Below are 16,799 nucleotides of genomic sequence, written 5' to 3' on the forward strand. Positions count from 1 at the left end.
CCGGTTCAAAGGACCAGGATGGCGCGGAAGTCGTTTACGTTGGTGAGGGTGGGGCCGGTGACCAGCGAGTCGCCCAGCCGTTCGAAGAATCCGTGCCCGTCGTTGTCGTCCAGACGGGCGCGCGGCGGCATGCCCAGTGCCCAGGCGCGCGCCAGCGTATCGGGCCCGATCAGCGCGCCGGCGATCTCCTCCTGGCCGTCGACGCCGTCGGTGTCGCCCGCCAGCGCATGGACATCCGGGGCGCCGTCCAGGGTGAGGGCAAGGGACAGCAGGAACTCAACGTTGCGTCCGCCGCGCCCGTTGCCGCGTATCGTGACGGTGGTTTCGCCGCCGGACAGCAGGACGCAGGGCGGTGGCGCGGGCTGGCGGTGGGCGCGAACCTGCAGGGCGATGCCGCCCAGGACCTTGCCCACGTCGCGCGCCTCGCCCTCGATGCGGTCGCCCAACAGCACCGGCGCGACGCCCGCCTCGCGGGCGACCGCGGCGGCGGCTTCGAGGGCCATCTGCGGTGTCGCGATGAAGTGGGTTTCTACTTTAGATAGCCGCGGATCGCCGGGCTTGATGGTTTCCCCCCCGCCGGATTCCAGCAGGGCCCGGGCGGCCGGCGGCAGGCCGATGCCGTAGCGGCGCACGATGTCCAGGGCGTCCGCGCAGGTGCTGGGGTCGGCGACGGTGGGGCCCGAGGCGATGTCGGCCGCCTGGTCGCCGGGCACGTCCGAGATCAGCAGGTTCACCACGCGGGCGGGCGCGCAGGCGGCGGCCAGGCGGCCGCCCTTGATGGCCGACAGGTGCCGGCGCACGCAATTCATTTCGGAGATCGTGGCCCCGGACTTCAGCAGGGCGCGGTTGATGTCCTGCTTGGCCTGCAGGTCGATGCCTTCGGCGGGCATGGGCAGCAGCGACGATCCGCCGCCCGAGATCAGGCAGACCACCAGATCGTCGGCCGTCAGCCCCGCGACCTGCTCGAAGAGCCGGCGCGCCGCGACGGAGCCGGCCTCGTCGGGCACCGGATGGGCGGCCTCGATGATTTCAATGCGTTCGCAGGGCACCGCATAGCCGTAGCGTGTGACCACCAGGCCCTCGAGAGGGCCGGGCCAGTGGCGCTCGAAAGCCTGCGCCATCGCGGCCGACGCCTTGCCGGCGCCGATGACGATGGTGCGGCCGGCGGGCGGCGCGGGCAGGAATCGAGCGATGCAGTGCTCAGGCTGGGCCGCCTGCACGGCGGCGGAAAACAGGCGGGTGAGAAGGTCGCGGGGCGTCGAGGTCATGGATGCGTGGGCCGAGGTCGGACAAAGCGCGGCGGGTCCGCCCCGCCGCGTAGGGGGACAGCTTACTGTCCAATCTCGAAATTTGCCATGATTTCCAATGCGCGCACCATGCCCGAGTGGTCCCATGCGGCGCCGTCGTGGGCCGCGCAGGCGTTGAAGAGCTCCTGGGCGACGGCCGTGCTGGGCAGCGACACGCCGAGCTGTCGGGCCGTCGAGAGGGCCAGGTTGAGATCCTTTTGATGCAGTTCGACGCGAAAACCCGGATCGAAGCTGCGCTTGATCATGCGCTCGCCATGCACCTCGAGGATGCGTGAGCTGGCAAAGCCGCCCATCAGCGCCTGGCGCACCTTGGCCGGGTCCGCGCCGGCCTTGGACGCCAGCACCAGGGCCTCGCCCACCGCCTCGATGGTCAGGGCCACGATGATCTGGTTGGCGACCTTGGTCGTCTGTCCGTCGCCGTTGCCGCCGACCAGCGTCACGTTCTTGCCCATCAGGTCGAACAGCGGCTTGACGGTGTCGAAGGTCGCCTGCCGGCCGCCGACCATGATGGTCAGGCTGGCGGCCTTGGCGCCCACCTCGCCGCCCGAGACCGGGGCATCCAGGTATTCGCAGCCCAGCGCATTGATGCGCGCGGCGAAATCCTTGGTCGCCACGGGCGAGATCGAGCTCATGTCGACGACGATCTTGCCCGGCGACAGGCCGGCCGCGACGCCTTGTTCGCCGAACAGCACGGCCTCGACATCGGGCGTATCGGGCACCATCAAGATGATGATGTCGGAGGCGGCGGCCACGTCGGCGCCGCTGGCCGCGGCGCGCGCGCCCGCATCCAGCAGGCTTTGCGGCACCTTGCTGCGGGTCTGGACGGTGAGGGCGTGACCGCCGGCAATGAGGTTGGCGGCCATGGGGGTGCCCATGATGCCCAGTCCGATGAAACCGATATTGGCCATGTGTCGTGCTCCTTTGAGAGTTCCGGTGATGAAGATCGCGTATCCGGGCCCGCGCTCAGGCACCCATGGCCTGGATCCAGCCCAGGCCCTCCCGGGTGTCGCCGGCCGGCTTGTATTCGCAGCCGATCCAGCCCTGGTATCCGGCGCGGTCGATGTGGCGCAGCAGCCAGGGGTAGTGGATCTCGCCGGTGCCGGGCTCGTTGCGCCCGGGGTTGTCGGCCAGCTGGATGTGGCCGATGCGGTCGAGGTGGCGGCTGATCGTGGCCGCCAGTTCGCCTTCCATGCGCTGCGCGTGGTAGATGTCGTACTGGATCAGCAGATTGGGCGAACCCACCTCGTCGAGGATGGCCGCCGCCTGGTCGCTGCGGTTGAGGAAGAAAGCGGGGATGTCATACGTGTTGATGGGCTCGATCAGCAGCCGGATGCCGGCGTCGGCCAGGCGCGGCGCCGCATGGCGCAGGTTCTCGACGAAGGTCCGGTGCGCCTGCGCGGCGTCCACGCCGTCGGGCAGCTTGCCCGCGAGGCAGTTGACCTGGGGGCAGCCCAGGGCCGTGGCGTATTCGATGGCGCGATCCACGCCCGCCCGGAACTCATCGTCGCGGCCCGGGTGGCAGGCGATGCCGCGCTCGCCGCTGTCCCAGTCGCCGGCGGGCAGGTTGTGCAGCACCTGGACCAGGCCGTTGTCCTTCAGGCGGTCGGCCAGGACTTGCTTGTCGTAGGCGTAGGGGAACAGGTATTCCACGCCTTTGAAGCCCGCCTGGGCGGCGGCCTGGAAGCGATCGAGGAAATCGAGCTCGGGAAAGAGCATCGACAGGTTGGCGGCGAATCTAGGCATGAGCGGCTCCGGTATTCTTCACGTTTCAAACAATTGACAGGATACTAGTCCAGCAGGGTGATGGCGGTGGGGGCGTCGGCGCCCTGTTCGGCCAGCGCCTCGAACTCGTTGATCGCATCGATCTCGTTGCCCATGGAGATGTTCGTGATGCGCTCGAGGATGAATTCGACCACGACCGGCACCTTGAATTCATCGATCCAGGCGCGCGCCTGAGCCAGGGCCGGCTGGATGTCCTCGACCCGCTTGACGCGGATCGCCTTGCAGCCCAGGCCTTCGGCGACCTTGACGTGGTCCACGCCGTAGCCCTCCGTTTCCGGCGCGTTGATGTTGTCGAAGGACAGCTGGACGCAGTAGTCCATGTCGAAGCCCCGCTGCGATTGGCGGATCAGTCCCAGGTAGGCATTATTCACCACAATGTGGATGTAGGGCAGATTGAACTGCGCGCCCACGGCCAATTCCTCGATCATGAACTGGAAATCGTAGTCGCCCGACAGCGCGACCACCTCGTCGCCCGTGCCGGCCGCAACCACGCCCAGCGCGGCCGGCACCGTCCAGCCCAGCGGGCCCGCCTGGCCGGCGTTGATCCAATGGCGCGGCTTGTAGACGTGCAGCAGCTGGGCCGCCGCGATCTGCGACAGGCCGATGGTCGTGACGTAGCGCACGGCCTTGCCGAAGGCCTTGTTCATCTCCTCGTAGACGCGTTGGGGCTTGAGCGGCGAGGCGTCGAAGTGCGTCTTGCGCTGCATCGATTTCTCGCCCTTGCGCGCACGGCATTGCGCGGCCCAGGTACTGCGGTCGCGCAAGGCACCGGCCGCCTGGAGCCTGCGGGCTTCTTCGATCATCAGATCCAGCGCCGCGCCGGCGTCCGAGGCGATGCCGTAGTCGGGCCCGAAGACCTTGCCGATCTGGGTGGGGTCCACGTCGATGTGCACGAAGGTCCGGCCCTTGGTGTAGACCTGGGTCGAGCCCGTGTGGCGGTTGGCCCAGCGGTTGCCGATGCCCATCACGAAATCCGCGGCCAGCAGGTTGGCGTTGCCGTAGCGGTGCGCCGTCTGCAGCCCGGCCATGCCGGCCATCAGCGGATGGTCGTCGGGAATCACGCCCCAGCCCATCAGCGTCGGGATCACGGGCACGCCGGTCAGTTCGGCGAAGGCCTGCAGCTTGGCGGCGGCATCCGCGCTGAAGATCCCGCCGCCGGCCACCAGCACCGGTCGCTCGGCGGCGTTGAGCATGGCCACGGCCTTGGCGGCTTGCGCCGGCGTCGCGGCGGGCTTGTAGACCGGCAGCGGCTCGTAGGTGTCGATGTCGAATTCGATCTCGCCCATCTGCACGTCGAAGGGCAGGTCCACCAGCACCGGACCGGGCCGCCCCGAACGCATGACGTGAAACGCCTGCTGGAGGATGCGCGGCACCAGCTCGGGCTCGCGCGCCATCACGGCCCATTTGGCCACGGGCTTGGCGACGGCCTCGATGTCGACGGCCTGGAAGCTTTCCTTGTGCAGCTGCGGGCGGGGCGCCTGGCCGGTGATGCACAGGATGGGGATCGAGTCGCCCGAGGCCGAGTACAGGCCCGTGATCATGTCCGTGCCGGCGGGGCCCGAGGTGCCCAGGCAGACGCCGATGTTGCCGGGCTGGGCGCGGGTGTAGCCTTCGGCCATGTGCGAGGCGCCCTCGACGTGGCGCGCCAGGATGTGCTTGAAGCCGCCGTGCTTGCGCAGCGCCGAGTACAGCGGGTTGATGGCCGCGCCGGGCACGCCGAACAGTGTGGTGACCCCTTCTTTCTGCAGGACCGCGGCGGCGGCGTCGACTGCTCTCATACGAGCCATGAGTGCTCCTTTGATCGATTGGACGTTCGCGGAAATCCCCGCGTTCGATCCAGGATAGGGAAAAGGGCGGCGTGCAGGAATCCAAGCTTTGCTCGTTTCTATCGATACTAAAAGTATCCAATAGCCGGGTTTACGGCATATCCCATCAGGTCGCGGCGGCGCTATGATCGACGATGAATAATCATTATTTACAACGAGATCGTCCGGAATTTGCGGGATTCACGGATGAGGAGACGTACATGGGCCGCTATACCGAGATGCGCAGTTTTGTATTGATTGCCGAGAAGGGCAGCTTTGCCGCTGCCGCCCTGGCCGAGTCGGTGACCCCCGTGATCATGGGACGGCGCCTCACCGCCCTGGAGCGCCGCCTGGGGGTCCAGCTCATGCATCGGTCCACGCGCGGCCTGGTGTTGACGGACCTGGGCGAGCGCTACCTCGAGCAGTGCCAGCAGCTCATCCAGGATTTCGAGGCGGCCGATGCCAGCATCACCGCGCGACGCCGCTCGCTGGCCGGGCATCTGGTGGTGTCGGCGCCCGCCTCGTTCGGCCGCCAGCACGTCGCGCCCCACGCGGCGGCCTTCCAGGCGCGCTATCCAGACCTGCGGCTGTCGTTCAATTTCACCGACAGCGTGGTGGACCTGGTGCGCGAAGGCTACGACATGGCGATCCGGATCGGCGAAGTGACCGATCCGAATTACGTGGCCGTGCGCCTGTATCCCAATCGGCGCGTGGTGTGCGGCACGCCGGGGTACTTCAACCGCTACGGCATGCCGCGCGTGCCCGAGGATCTGGCGCGCCACAATTGCCTGGCCTTCAACCTGCAGGGCGGCCAGCACCGGGGCTGGACCTTCGTGCGTGATGGCAAGCCCTTCGCCGTGCGAGTCCGAGGCGGCCTGGCCTGCAATGACGGCGAACTGCTGTACGATTGGGTGCGTCAGGGGCTGGGCGTGGGCTGGCGGTCCACCTGGGAAATCCAGCGCGAGCTCAAGCAAGGCGAGCTCGTGACCGTGCTCGATGAGTTCGCGCTGCCGGCCTACGACATCCAGGCCGTCTACCCGCAACAACGCTACTTGCCCGCCAAGCTGCGGTATTTCATCGACGACCTGCGCACGCACTATCATCGGACCGGTTATTGGGAAGGACAACAGTATCTTGAAACCTGAATCATCAAGGGCGCGCGCGCCGACCTCGCCGGATGCACGCACGGCGCACGCGCCGCCACCGCCGGCCGGCCAGCGGGCCCGATCCCGGCGCAACCAGCGGCTGGCCCTGCTCGCCCTGGCGGCGATGGCCCTGATCTGGGGCTACAACTGGGTCGTCATGAAAAAGGTCCTGGCTTATGTCGGACCTTTCAATTTTTCAGCCTTGCGCACCTTGCTCGGTGTCGCGGCCCTGTTCGTGCTGCTGCCGGTGATGCGGCAGTCGATCCGCCTGTCCCTGGACCTGCGCGGCTGGTTGCGGGTGGCGCTGCTGGGCGTCCTGCAGACCGGGGTATTCGCCGTACTGATGCAGTCCGCCTTGCTGCAGGGCGGCGTGGGCAAGACCTCGATCCTCGTCTACACCATGCCGTTCTGGGTGATTGCGCTGGCCTGGGCGACCTTCGGCGAGCGCATCCGCGGCCTGCAGTGGCTCGCCCTGGCGATGGCCGCCGGCGGGCTGGTGCTGGTGCTCGAGCCCTGGGGGGTGCGCGGCAGCTATTTCAGCGAAGCCCTGGCCATCGGCGCGGGCCTGGCCTGGGCGCTGGCGACCATCGTGGCCAAGTGGATCAAGCGCGACTACGAGATCGGTGTGCTGCAGTTGACGACCTGGCAGATGGTGTTCGGCGCCGTCGCCTTGTGCATATCGATCTGGGTCGTTCCGGAAAGGCCGATCGATCCGGCGCCGTACTTCTACATCGCCCTCGCCTACAACGCGGTGCTGGCGACCGGCCTGGCATGGCTGCTGTGGCTGTTCGCGCTGCAGCACCTCCCGGCCGGCATTGCCGGCATGACGGCCCTGGCCACGCCGGTCATCGGCGTGTTGTCGGGATGGCTGGAACTGGGCGAGCAGCCGGGCGGTTTCGAGCTGGGTGGCATGGTCCTGATCGGTGCGGCGCTGGCGCTGGTCAGCCTGCGGGCGATGGCACGACGCTGAGGCGCCCGCGTGCGCCTGGCCGATGGCGGAATCGCGTCTGTCGCGCCATTGGCGCCCCGCGCCGCGCCGCTATTCCAGTACGGCGGTGCCCTCGAGCGGCACGATGTCGCAATTGTCGCCCGGCCCGGCCCGATCGATGATGAGAAAGTCCGAGACCTCGCCCAGGGCCATCAGGGGATGGTGCCAGGTGCCGGGGGCGTAGTTCACGCCCTGGTGGCCCTCGCAGCGGAAGGCGCGCAGATCGGCGATGGCGGGCGCGGGCCCGGGCCGCGCCACCACGACCAGATAGGGACGCCCCGACAGCGGGACGAACGCCTGGCTGGCCTTGGGATGGCGCTCCATCATGGTGAGCGCATAGGGCAGCGTGCGCGGCTGCCCGCGGAACAGCGACACGATGGCGCGGCCGTCGACGCCCGGTTCGATGCGGGCCAGGTCGTGGTAGCGCTCGGTGTTGCCGTCATTGATGGTGAAGTGCTGGACGCTGTCGTCCGCCTGGATGACGTCGCCGAAAGGTGCGAAGGCCTCGCGCGTCAGCGGTTCGATGGTCAGGCGGGTGGGCGTGGTGAGGGTCATGGGGTGCTCCGTGGAGGCCGGCCGTCGTCAGTCGCCGAACAGGGCATCCAGGCGAAAACGGGCGATATGGCCGATTTGTTCGAGGCAGGTCTCGAACTCTGCGTCGCGTCCATTGTGCAGCCGTTCCTCGATCGCGTCCATGATCTGGTAGCGGCTGCGCCCCTTGACGGCGATGACGAAGGGAAAGCCGAAACGCTCGCGATAGCGGGCGTTCAGGCCGCGCAGGCGGGCCAGTTCGTCGGCGCTGCATTGGTCCAGGCCCGCGCCGCGCTGCTCGTGGGTGGAGGCGTCGGTCAGGGTGCCGGCCGCGGCCTCCTTGCCGGCCAGTTCGGGGTGCGCCGCGATCAGGGCGAGCCGTTCGGCCGGATCGGCGTCCCGTACGACCTCGAGCATCGCGCGGTGCAGCGCATCGACCGTGGCGAAAGGCCGGGACGCCCAGGCCCGTTCGGGGATCCAGGGCGAATGCTCGAAGATCGCGCCGAGGGCCCGCGAGAATTCGGCCCGCGGCAGGGCGGAGAGTTCGGTCAGTGTCATGGCGGGGGCGGAGAGTAGCGTCATGGTGCGAGTGTACGGTGATGTCGCAGAGGAAAGAAGGCGGCCGCGGCGTATAAGTGGTATATGCTATGGCGCATTGAACGAGAGGGATGAATGGGGACGCGGCGGCGGTCGCGCATCGCGGAGGGCTCATGGCGACACGACGCGGGAACGAGGCGCTCGACACCTATCTGATCAAGGTGTTCTGCATCCTGATGGCCGAGCGCAGCGTGTCGCGCACGGCGCTCAAGCTCAACCAGTCCCAGCCCGCGATCAGCGTGGCGCTGAAGAACCTGCGGGCGATCTTCCATGATCCGCTGCTGGTGCGGGACAAAGGCGGCATGGTGCCCACCGATCGGGCGCTGGCCATCCTCGAGCACGCCAAGGCGGCGCTCGGGGCGATCGACAGCATGCTCGAATCCGATGAGGACTTCGATCCGGCACAAAGCCGGCAGGTGTTCCGGATCGGTTCGCCGGACTATCTGGCGCCGGTGTTCGCCGCAACCGTGGTCGGGCGTTTTCGCCGCGAGGCCCCGCATGCCCGCCTGATGCTGCATGCACTGGGGCCGGATTTCGATTTCGAGCAGTCCTTGGCCGAAGGCAGCCTGGACGTGGTGATCGGCAACTGGCCCGAGCCGCCCGACCGCATGCACCTGTCGGTGCTGCTCGAGGACGAGATCGTCTGCCTGATGTCGGCCGACCACCCCATGGCCGGCCGCCCGATGGCGCTCGAGGACTATTGCCAGGCAAGGCATGTGGTGCCCACCCCGTATTCCATCCGCCAGCGCGGCATGATCGATACGGTGCTGACCTCGCTGCGCGTCGAGCGCGACCAGGTCGTCGAGGCCCAGTCCTTCATGCTGGCGCCCTACCTGCTGCCGGGCACCGATCTGGTCTTTACCACCACACGCCATTTTGCGCGCTACTACGCGGGGCTGCTGCCCCTGGCGATCGTCGATTCGCCGATCGACTTCCCGCCCATGCGCTTCTATCAGCTGTGGCATCCCCGCAATCATCATGCACCCTCGCATCAGTGGCTGCGCCGCCTGCTGGCCGACTGCGGCCGCAGCATCTATCCGGACCGCCAGCCCGCCGGCCTCGGGGCGCCGCCGGCCGGCGCCTAGATCGCCCAGCCGCCCAGATAGAACGCCGCCAGCGCCGCGGCGATCGCCACGGTGCCCAGGTTCAGCTTGCGGATCTCGCCGGCGAACACGCGCCCGATGACCAGGGTGGTGAAGCCCAGCATGATGCCGGTGACGATATTGCAGGTCAGCACGATGAAGACCGCGCACAGCATGCCGGCCAGGGCGTCGACGCTGTCGTCCATGGACAGCTTGCGCACGCCGCCCAGCATGAGCAGGCCGACGTACATCAGCGCGGGGGCGGTGGCGTAGGGCGGTACCAGCGCCGCCAGGGGCGACAGGAACACCAGGGCGAGGAAGCCCAGGCCGACGATGGTTGCCGTCAGCCCCGTCTTGCCGCCGGCGGCGGTGCCTGCGGCCGACTCGATGTAGGCCGCAGCCGGGGCGCCGCCCAGGACCGAGGAGGCGATCGAGCTCACCGAGTCCGCCGTCAGCGCGCGCCCGCCGTTGATGATGTGGCCCTGCTCGTCGAGCTGCCCGGCCTGGGCGGCCACGGCGCGGATGGTGCCGGTGGCATCGAACACGGCCGTCATCACGAGGGCCAGCACGCTGGGGAGGACCAGGGCATTGAGGGCGCCGCCCACATCCAGCGCGCCGATCAGCGAACTGCCGCCCGCCCCCAGGGACGGCATGGCGAACAGGCCGTGGAAGCGGACCGCGGGGTCCACGGCCAGGCCGATGCCCGACAGCGCGAGGATGACGATCAGGATGCCGCCAGGGACGCGGCGGCGCTCCAGGCCGAAGATCGCCGCCAGTCCGAGGATGCTCAACAGGGCGGGCATGGCGTTCAAGGCGCCCAGCGACACCGGCAGGCCGGGGCCGGGGTTGCGCGCCACCAGGCCGACCTCGCTGGCGGCGATCAGCAGCAGGAACAGGCCGATGCCCACGCCGGTGCCGTGCGCGATGCCCGCCGGCAGGTTGCGCAGGATCCAGGTGCGCACGCCGGTGATCGAGATCGCCGTGAAGATCAGGCCCATCAGAAAGATCGCGCCCAGCGCCACGGCGGGCGAGAGGCCCTGTCCCAGCACCAGGTCGAAGGCGGTGAAGGCGGTCAGCGAGATCGCGCAGCCCACGGCGATGGGCAGGTTGGCCCACAGGCCCATCAGCAGCGAGCCGAAGGCGCTGGTCAGGCAGACCGCGATGAAGACCGACGAGGTGTCGAAACCCGCCTTGCCCAGCATGGAAGGCACGACGAACACGGAATAGACCATGGCGAGGAAGGTGGTCAGGCCCGCCAGGGTTTCCTGGCGCGGCGAACTGCCGCGCGCGGTGCACTGGAAGTGTGTAGTGTGTCTCCAGCCAGCGGCCGGGCGATGGGGCGGTGGGGGACGTGCGCGGGGCATCCAGCCCCGGGCGCAGGGCGTGTTCACGCTCGGCCATGTGTGGGTCTCCTCGATGAGTGTCTCGTGCCGGGGCGGTGCGTGCCGCCGCCAGGCTTGTCGTTGTCATGCTTGACGGCCATTCTAGGGAGGCGCCTGTGCCGCATCGTCATGCGACAGTGATGTGCGACATCAAGAATCCCTGATAGTCAGGGGGCCTGCCCAGGAAGGAATCAGGGTTTGTCCGTAAGGCTGGCTTGCAGCATGGCGGCGACTTTCGAGATGCATTTGCGCAGCCACACGACCTCGGGAGCAGTGTGGCAGCGACGGTGCCACAGCAGGTAGAAGCGCATCGGCGGAAAGTTGACGGGCGAGGGCAGGATGGTGATGGGCAGGTAGCGGGCGTAATGCTGCGCGAACTGCAGGCCGGTGGTAAAGACCAGGTCGGTGCGCAACAACATGCCCGCGACCTGCCCGAAGTACGGGATGGTCATCTGGATGTTGCGGCGCAGGCCGCGCGAGGCCAGGTGGCCGTCGATGAAGCTATGGCGCTCCGACATATAGGGAAAGGGCGCGAGGTGCGGCACCTCGAGGTATTGCTTGAGGGTGAGGCCGCGCGTGGCCAGGGGGTTCTGGCTGCCGATCATGCAGACCACCTCGTCGTCGAACAGGCGCGACATGTGCATCTGCGGCGGCGGCTCCAGCCAGTTGCCGATGACCACGTCCAGTGCGCCGCCCTCGAGGGCGCCGGCATAGTCGAAGTCGGCGTTGATCGGGTGTACGATGAGCTTGGCGCCAGGGGCTTCGCGACGCAGGATCTCGGCGATGTTCGGCAGGAACATCGCATCCAGGTAGTCGGGGGCGCCCAGGTGGAATTCGCGCGGGGTGTCGGCTGGTGAGAATTCGCCGGCCGGCTGCATGATGCGGTCGATCGCGGCCAGGGCCTCGTTGGCATGGGCCAGCAATTCCAGCCCGCGTTCGGTGGCCACCATGCCGGTCTTGCTGCGCACCAGAATCGGGTCGCCGGTGATTTCACGCAGGCGCCGCAGCGAATTGCTGAGGGCGGGCTGCGACAGGCCCAGCTTGATCGCCGCGCGCGACACGCTCTGTTCCGTCAGCAGGATGTGCAGGATCCGCAGCAGATGGGTGTCCAGGGGTTCGCGATGTCTTTGCATGGCCTATTATTCCCGCCGCCGGGGGGCGGCGTCCATCCCGCCGCGGGATATCCGCCGGCTTATAGTGCTCATCATGCCGCGGTAATACCCTGCGGCCCGCCCGGTGCTATCTTGGGCAGGACCAGATTTGAAAACTAGAAAGGGTGCCGACATGGAGACGCAAGCGATCCGGTTTCATTACCGCGGCGAAGTACACGAGGTGTCCGGCCAGCCCACGACACGCACGGTGTTGCAGTACCTGCGCGAGGATCTCGGGTGCATGGGGACCAAGGAAGGCTGCGCCGAAGGCGATTGCGGGGCCTGCACGGTGATGGTGGCCGAGCCCGATGGCCACGGCGGCGTCGAGATGCGCGCGGTGAATGCCTGTATCCAGTTCCTGCCCACCCTCGACGGCAAGGCCTTGTTCACGGTCGAGGACCTGCGCCGGCCCGATGGCGGCCTGCATCCCGTCCAGCAGGCCATGGTCGATTGCCACGGTTCGCAATGCGGCTTCTGCACGCCAGGCTTCGTCATGTCCATGTGGGGCATGTATCTGGCGCACGAGCCCGGCGATCCGGCGCCTTCGCGCACGCAGATCGACGACGCCCTGTCGGGCAATCTGTGCCGCTGCACCGGCTATCAGCCCATCGTGCGCGCCGCGCAACGGATGGGCGGGGACTATCCCCACGTCGCCTTCGACCGCGAGGGCCTCGCCCGGGCGCTCGAGGCGCTGCAGCGCGACGGGGTCTTTACCTACGAGGCGCACGGCCATACCTTCCACGCGCCGCGCACGCTCGCGCAACTCGCCGATTTGCGCCTCCGGTATCCCGAGGCGCGCATCCTGGCCGGCAGCACCGACGTGGGCTTGTGGGTGACCAAGCAATTCCGCGACCTGCCGCAGCTCATCTACATCGGCCAGGTGCGCGAGCTGCGCGACATCCACGAGGACGGCGACGACCTCCTGATCGGCGCGGGCGCGCTGCTGAATGATGCCTATGACGCTCTGGTGGACCGCCTGCCGGAATTCGCGGAGCTGCGCCAGCGCTTCGCTTCGTACCCGATACGCAATGCGGGGACGCTGGGCGGCAATGTGGCCAACGGCTCGCCGATCGGCGACTCGATGCCGCCGCTGATCGCGCTGGGCGCACGGATCGTGCTGCGGCGCGGCGAGCGCGTGCGCGAGCTGCCGCTCGAGGACTACTACCTGGCCTACCAGAAGAACGCCTCGGAGCCCGGCGAGTTCGTCCAGGGCCTGCGAATCCCGATCCGGGTGCCGGGGCGGCTGTTCCGGGTCTACAAGCTCTCCAAGCGCTTTGACCAGGATATCTCCGCGGTGTGCGCGGCGTTCGCGGTGACGCTGGATGCGCAGGGCGGGGTCACGGCGTTTCGCACCGGCTACGGCGGCGTGGCCGCGACCCCCTGTCGGGCCCGCGCGACCGAGGACGCGCTGCTGGGGCAGCCCTGGGACGAGGCGCACGTGCGCGCCGCGATGGATGCCCTGGAACGGGATTTCCAACCGCTCACCGACATGCGCGCCAGCAGCGCCTATCGGATGACGGCCTCGCGCAACCTGCTGTATCGCTTCTACCTGGAAACCGCCCCTGGGGCGCCCTTGGCGACGCATCAGGTCAATACGGCCGCGCTGGCCGGCATCGCCTGAGGAGGCCGACATGAACATGCGCATCAATGACCCGGGCGCGCTCGAGCGCCTGGCGATCGGCAACCACCAGATCCCCCGGCCGCGCCGGGACGAGCCCGCCGCGGGCGCGGCCAGCCCGCACGAGTCCGCCGCCCTGCACGTCAGCGGCGAGGCGGTCTACACCGACGACATTCCCGAGCTGCGCGGCACGGTCTATGCCGCGCTGGGCCTGTCGTCCCAGGCGCATGCGCGGGTCCTGTCGATGAACCTCGATGCGGTGCGCGGCGCGCCGGGCGTGGTCGCCGTCTATACGGCGCGCGACATTCCCGGCGAGAACAACTGCGGTCCGGTCCTGCACGACGACCCCCTGCTGGCCGATGGCCTGGTGCAGTACATCGGCCAGCCGCTGTTCGTGGTGGTCGGGCGCACGGTGGATGCCGCACGCCGCGCCGCACGCCTGGGGCAGGTGGAATACGAGGCGCTGCCCGCCATCCTGACGCCGTGCGACGCCAAGGCCGAGGGGGCGCGGACCCTGCCCGATTTGCGTCTATACAACGGAGATCCAGAAAAAGCCCTTGGCGCCGCGCCTCACCGCATCCGCGACACCTTCGAGTGCAAGGGCCAGGAGCAGTTCTACCTCGAGGGCCAGATTTCCTATGCGGTGCCGCGCGAGGGCGACGGCATGCTCGTCTGGTGTTCGACCCAGCATCCCACCGAGATGCAGGCCGTGGTCGGCCACGCGCTGGGCTGGCAGGCCCACCAGGTCCAGATCGAGTGCCGGCGCATGGGCGGCGGTTTCGGCGGCAAGGAATCCCAATCGGCGCTGTTCGCCTGCCTGGCTTCGATCTGCGCGCACCGTCTGCGCCGCCCGGTGAAGCTGCGCGTCGATCGCGACGACGATTTCATGATCACCGGCAAGCGCCACGGCTTTTATTATGAGTACGACGTCGGCTTCGACGACGAGGGCCGCATCCTGGGCGTCAAGCTCGACATGACCCTGAACTCGGGGTTTTCGGCGGACCTGTCCGAGGCGGTCGCCAGCCGCGCGATCTGCCACTTCGACAACGCCTACTACGTGCCAGACGTGGACCTGCGCGCCATGTGCGGCAAGACCCACACCCAGTCCAACACCGCATTCCGGGGCTTTGGCGGACCGCAGGGCGCGCTCATGATGGAAGTCATCATCGACCGCATCAGCCGCCAGCTGGGCAAGGACCCGTTGGACGTGCGGCGGCTGAACTTCTATGGCGTGGGCACGCGCGACGTCACCCCCTACGGGCAGGTGGTCGAAGGCAATCTGCTGGAACCCCTGGTGGGTGAATTGGAGGCCAGCAGCGACTATCGGGCGCGCCGCGAGGCCGTGCGCGCCTTCAATGCCGGCAGCCCGGTCCTCAAGAAAGGCATTGCGCTCACCCCCGTGAAGTTCGGCATTTCGTTCAACGTGCCGGCCTTCAATCAGGCGGGCGCGCTGGTGCACATCTACCGCGACGGCTCCGTGCTGGTGAACCACGGCGGCACCGAGATGGGCCAGGGCCTGAACACCAAGGTGGCCCAGGTGGTCGCCAACACCTTGGGTCTGGATCTCGATTGCGTGCGCGTGACCGCGACGGACACCACCAAGGTCGCCAACACCTCGGCGACCGCGGCCTCGACGGGCACCGACCTGAACGGCAAGGCCGCCGAGGACGCGGCCCTGCAGTTGCGCACGCGCCTGGCCGATTTCGCGGCGCGCACCTACGGCGGCAAGCCCGACGAGGTCACCTTTGCCTATCGCCAGGTCCACGTCAACGGCACCACGCTTCCCTTTTCCAGGCTGGTCGACGAGGCCTATTGGGATCGCGTGCAGCTGTGGTCCGATGGCTTCTACAAGACCCCGGGCATCGTCTGGGACAAGGCCACCATGCATGGGCAGCCCTTTTACTACTATGCCTACGGCGCCGCGGTGTCCGAGGTGGTGGTCGACACCCTGACCGGCGAATGGAAGCTGTTGCGCGCCGATCTGCTGCACGACGTCGGCGCCTCGATCAACCCGGCCATCGATCTGGGCCAGGTCGAGGGCGGCTTCATCCAGGGCATGGGCTGGCTGACCACCGAGGAGCTCTGGTGGAATGCGCAGGGACGTCTCATGACGCATGCGCCTTCCACCTACAAGATCCCCGCCATCAGCGACTGCCCGCGCGATTTCCGGGTCAAGCTCTTCAAGGCCAGCAATCCCAAGGAAACCGTGCATCGCTCCAAGGCCGTGGGCGAGCCCCCGCTGCTGCTGGGATTCAGCGTCTACAACGCCATCCGCGAGGCGGTGGCGGCGGTGGGCGACGGCCGCAGCGAGCCGCAGCTCAACGCTCCCGCTACGCCCGAGGCCATCCTGGCCGCCGTCGAGGCGCTGCGCAAACGCGGCGTCGCCTGATGCACGACTGGATCGACCAGGCCCTCTGGAGCCTCGATCAGGGCCAGGCGCTGGTGCTCGTCACCGTGGCCTGGGCGCAGGGCTCGACGCCGCGCGAGGCGGGCGCCAAGATGCTGGTGTCCGATCGCCAGCAGTGGCTGACCATCGGCGGCGGCCATCTGGAATGGATGGCTGTCGACGTGGCGCGCAAGCGCCTGCATGCCGCGCACGTGCCGTCCCGCTGGATCGAGCGCTTGCCGCTGGGCCCCTCGCTGGGACAGTGCTGCGGCGGCATGGTGCACCTGCTGTTCGAGCGCCTCGACGCCGCTGACAGAGGCTGGCTGGGCGATCTGCGCGCGCGCCTGCTGGCCGGCCGTGCGGCCGTGCGCGAGGTGGTGCTGGGCGACGGCGGGAACGCGCCGCCGGTCCGCCTGCGGGATGCGCCGCTGGCGCCCGGCGAGCCCGTGCCCGACAAGCTGCTGGCCGAGGACGATCAGGGCCGGCCGTTGTTTGCCGAGGTGATCGCCCCGGCGCCTTTGAACGTCATTCTGTTCGGTGCCGGCCACGTGGGCCGCGCCCTGGTGCACATCCTGGGCACGCTGCCCTGCCAGGTGACGTGGGTGGACGAGCGCGAGGACCTGTTTCCCGATATCCTGCCGCCCAATGTCCGCCTCGAGGCCACGGACACGCCGGAAGCCGTGATCGACGAGGCGCCGCCCCATAGCTGCTACCTGATCATGACGCATGACCATGCGCTGGACCAACGTCTGTGCGAACAGCTCCTGCGGCGCGACGATGTCGCGTATTTCGGGCTGATCGGATCCCTGACGAAACGCCGCAAATTCGAGCGCCGCTTCCAGGCGCGCGGCATCCCCGAGGCGCGCTACCGCCGCATCGTCTGCCCCATCGGCGAGCCCGGCATCGCCGGCAAGCAACCCGCGGTGATCGCCGTGGCCGTGGCCGCCCAGATCCTGCGCGTCCGCGCCGAGGTGGCGCAGGGCGCCGCCGCCCCTGTCCTCTGAGCCCGGCGCCTGCAGCGCCGC

At 68.4% G+C, this 16,799-nt stretch carries 14 protein-coding genes; 6 read left to right on the forward strand and 8 right to left on the reverse strand.

Annotated features, from left to right (window positions below):
• Positions 1–5: 5 nt before the first annotated feature.
• From OOZ48_RS17715 to gcl, 4 genes are all read right to left on the reverse strand, one after another.
• Positions 6–1,268 (reverse strand): glycerate kinase type-2 family protein, encoded by a 1,263-nt coding sequence (locus tag OOZ48_RS17715; RefSeq protein WP_269500147.1) that lies wholly within the window; start codon positions 1,266–1,268, stop codon positions 6–8.
• A gap of 62 nt (positions 1,269–1,330) precedes the next feature.
• Complete coding sequence (locus tag OOZ48_RS17720) at positions 1,331–2,215, reverse strand: 2-hydroxy-3-oxopropionate reductase (RefSeq protein WP_269500148.1); 885 nt, start codon at positions 2,213–2,215, stop codon at positions 1,331–1,333.
• A gap of 55 nt (positions 2,216–2,270) precedes the next feature.
• On the reverse strand, positions 2,271–3,050 hold the full coding sequence (gene hyi / locus OOZ48_RS17725) for a hydroxypyruvate isomerase (protein WP_269500149.1): 780 nt from the start codon (positions 3,048–3,050) through the stop codon (positions 2,271–2,273).
• 44 nt (positions 3,051–3,094) lie between these two features.
• A complete protein-coding gene (gene gcl, locus OOZ48_RS17730; RefSeq protein WP_269500150.1) occupies positions 3,095–4,876 on the reverse strand; it encodes a glyoxylate carboligase in 1,782 nt (593 codons plus the stop codon).
• Positions 4,877–5,115: 239 nt separating this feature from the next.
• Here gcl and OOZ48_RS17735 point away from each other — a divergent pair, with 239 nt between their 5' ends.
• A complete protein-coding gene (locus tag OOZ48_RS17735; RefSeq protein ID WP_269500151.1) occupies positions 5,116–6,039 on the forward strand; it encodes a LysR family transcriptional regulator in 924 nt (307 codons plus the stop codon).
• Positions 6,029–7,009, forward strand: coding sequence for a DMT family transporter (locus OOZ48_RS17740; protein ID WP_269500152.1), 981 nt, complete (start codon positions 6,029–6,031; stop codon positions 7,007–7,009). The genes OOZ48_RS17735 and OOZ48_RS17740 overlap by 11 nt, the downstream gene beginning before the upstream one ends.
• A 69-nt stretch (positions 7,010–7,078) precedes the next feature.
• Here the strand turns inward: OOZ48_RS17740 and OOZ48_RS17745 are convergent, their stop codons facing one another.
• Both OOZ48_RS17745 and uraD read right to left on the reverse strand, forming a co-directional pair.
• Complete coding sequence (locus OOZ48_RS17745; RefSeq protein WP_269500153.1) at positions 7,079–7,582, reverse strand: ureidoglycolate lyase; 504 nt, start codon at positions 7,580–7,582, stop codon at positions 7,079–7,081.
• A 27-nt stretch (positions 7,583–7,609) separates the two neighbouring features.
• Positions 7,610–8,140: a 2-oxo-4-hydroxy-4-carboxy-5-ureidoimidazoline decarboxylase gene (gene uraD / locus OOZ48_RS17750; protein ID WP_269500154.1), complete on the reverse strand. Its 531-nt coding sequence runs from the start codon at positions 8,138–8,140 to the stop codon at positions 7,610–7,612.
• Between the two features lie 128 nt (positions 8,141–8,268).
• Here uraD and OOZ48_RS17755 point away from each other — a divergent pair, with 128 nt between their 5' ends.
• Complete coding sequence (locus tag OOZ48_RS17755) at positions 8,269–9,240, forward strand: LysR family transcriptional regulator (RefSeq protein WP_269500155.1); 972 nt, start codon at positions 8,269–8,271, stop codon at positions 9,238–9,240.
• Here OOZ48_RS17755 and OOZ48_RS17760 read toward each other — a convergent pair.
• Positions 9,237–10,601 carry an NCS2 family permease gene (locus OOZ48_RS17760; protein ID WP_332108287.1) on the reverse strand — a complete coding sequence of 455 codons (1,365 nt, stop codon included), beginning with the start codon at positions 10,599–10,601 and terminating at the stop codon, positions 9,237–9,239. The genes OOZ48_RS17755 and OOZ48_RS17760 overlap by 4 nt on opposite strands.
• Positions 10,602–10,810: 209 nt before the next feature.
• Complete coding sequence (locus OOZ48_RS17765) at positions 10,811–11,752, reverse strand: LysR family transcriptional regulator (RefSeq protein WP_269500156.1); 942 nt, start codon at positions 11,750–11,752, stop codon at positions 10,811–10,813.
• Positions 11,753–11,903: 151 nt separating this feature from the next.
• Between OOZ48_RS17765 and xdhA the strand changes: the two genes are divergently transcribed.
• From xdhA to xdhC, 3 genes are read left to right on the forward strand one after another with little or no spacing between them, the layout of a single operon-like run.
• Complete coding sequence (xdhA, locus tag OOZ48_RS17770) at positions 11,904–13,391, forward strand: xanthine dehydrogenase small subunit (protein ID WP_269500157.1); 1,488 nt, start codon at positions 11,904–11,906, stop codon at positions 13,389–13,391.
• Positions 13,392–13,401: 10 nt separating this feature from the next.
• The gene (gene xdhB / locus OOZ48_RS17775) at positions 13,402–15,777 is read left to right on the forward strand and encodes a xanthine dehydrogenase molybdopterin binding subunit (protein ID WP_269500158.1); all 2,376 of its coding nucleotides are present in this window, start codon (positions 13,402–13,404) and stop codon (positions 15,775–15,777) included.
• Complete coding sequence (xdhC, locus tag OOZ48_RS17780; protein ID WP_269500159.1) at positions 15,777–16,778, forward strand: xanthine dehydrogenase accessory protein XdhC; 1,002 nt, start codon at positions 15,777–15,779, stop codon at positions 16,776–16,778. Before xdhB ends, xdhC begins: the two co-directional genes overlap by 1 nt.
• Positions 16,779–16,799 lie beyond the last annotated feature (21 nt).

The sequence above is a fragment of the Castellaniella sp. S9 genome, assembly GCF_027257175.1.
Taxonomy (GTDB): Bacteria; Pseudomonadota; Gammaproteobacteria; order Burkholderiales; family Burkholderiaceae_B; genus Castellaniella.